Annotated in this window: 1 protein-coding gene; it reads right to left on the bottom strand. The window is 57.4% G+C overall.

The annotated features are described in order from the left end of the window. On the bottom strand, positions 1–1,025 hold a 1,025-nt coding region (locus tag AC1DWI_RS24305; protein ID WP_477726063.1), incomplete at both ends, for a peptidylprolyl isomerase.

Here is a 1,025-nt window from a genome sequence, read left to right as displayed (position 1 = left end):
TTTCACTTCGGCAAAGGGTTGGGTGCGTGCCGGGGTGTACTGGGTGATCCGGCCTGAAACCAGCTGGCTGGGCGCTGTTTCTATGGCTTCGGTATTGCGCTTCTTTTCGATCGCATCCGGCGAAAAAAGTGCGCCCAGGAATTTCGGATTCGACAGCACGCCAGCCGCACCGGTTTTGGGCTGCCGGGCCACATTGCTGGCCGCCTTGACTTCAAGCTTCAGCTTGTCCGCCACGGGCTTGAGGCTGTCGGGCTGCTCATAGACGCCATTGGTGAAGACATCGGCAACTTCAGCAAATTTCTTCTGGGCTTCCTGCTTGCGGAGATCGGCTTCCAGCTGCGGTTTCATTTCTTCGAACGCGGGCCGCTTCGGTGCCTTGATGTCCGTCAGCTTGATGATGTGGTAGCCGAACTCCGACTCCACGACATTGCTGATGTCGCCTTTTTTCATCGCAAAGGCGGCATCCTCAAACGGCTTGACCATCGAGCCGCGCGCGAAGAAATCGAGATCGCCACCGGAAGGTGCCGAACCAGTGTCCTGCGAGGTTTTACGTGCCACATCGGCAAAAGTATCGGGCGCCTTCCTGACCTGCGCCAGCAATTCCTCTGCTTTGGCTTTCGCTTTTTCGCGATCGGCTGCCGAGGCAGTCTTGGGCGCTGCAATCAGGATATGGCTTGCCCTGCGTTCTTCAGTGCCACCCAGGCGCTGGATATTCTGCTCATAGTAGGTCTTGAGATCGGCCTCGTTGACCGTGACCGTCTTTTTGACAGTCTCGATGTCGAGCACCACATACTCAATGTTGGCCTGTTCTGGCGCCTGAAAGAGTTTCTCGTTGGCTTTGTAGAACTGCTCAAGGTCGGCATCGGTCGGTGCCAGTTTGGCTGCCATATCGGCAGCATCAAAACGGGCCARCTGGATTTCGCGCTTCTCGAAATAGGCATTGAGCGACAGTTCAGCCGCAGCATTCGTGGCGAAGCCGCTTGCACCAATACCGCCCAGCACCTGTCGGCTCGGCAGCCCGGCCT

The organism is Polaromonas sp. P3_C2 (assembly GCF_056402675.1).
The sequence above is the reverse complement of the archived record's forward strand: the minus strand, read 5'-3'. Positions and strand labels throughout refer to the sequence as shown.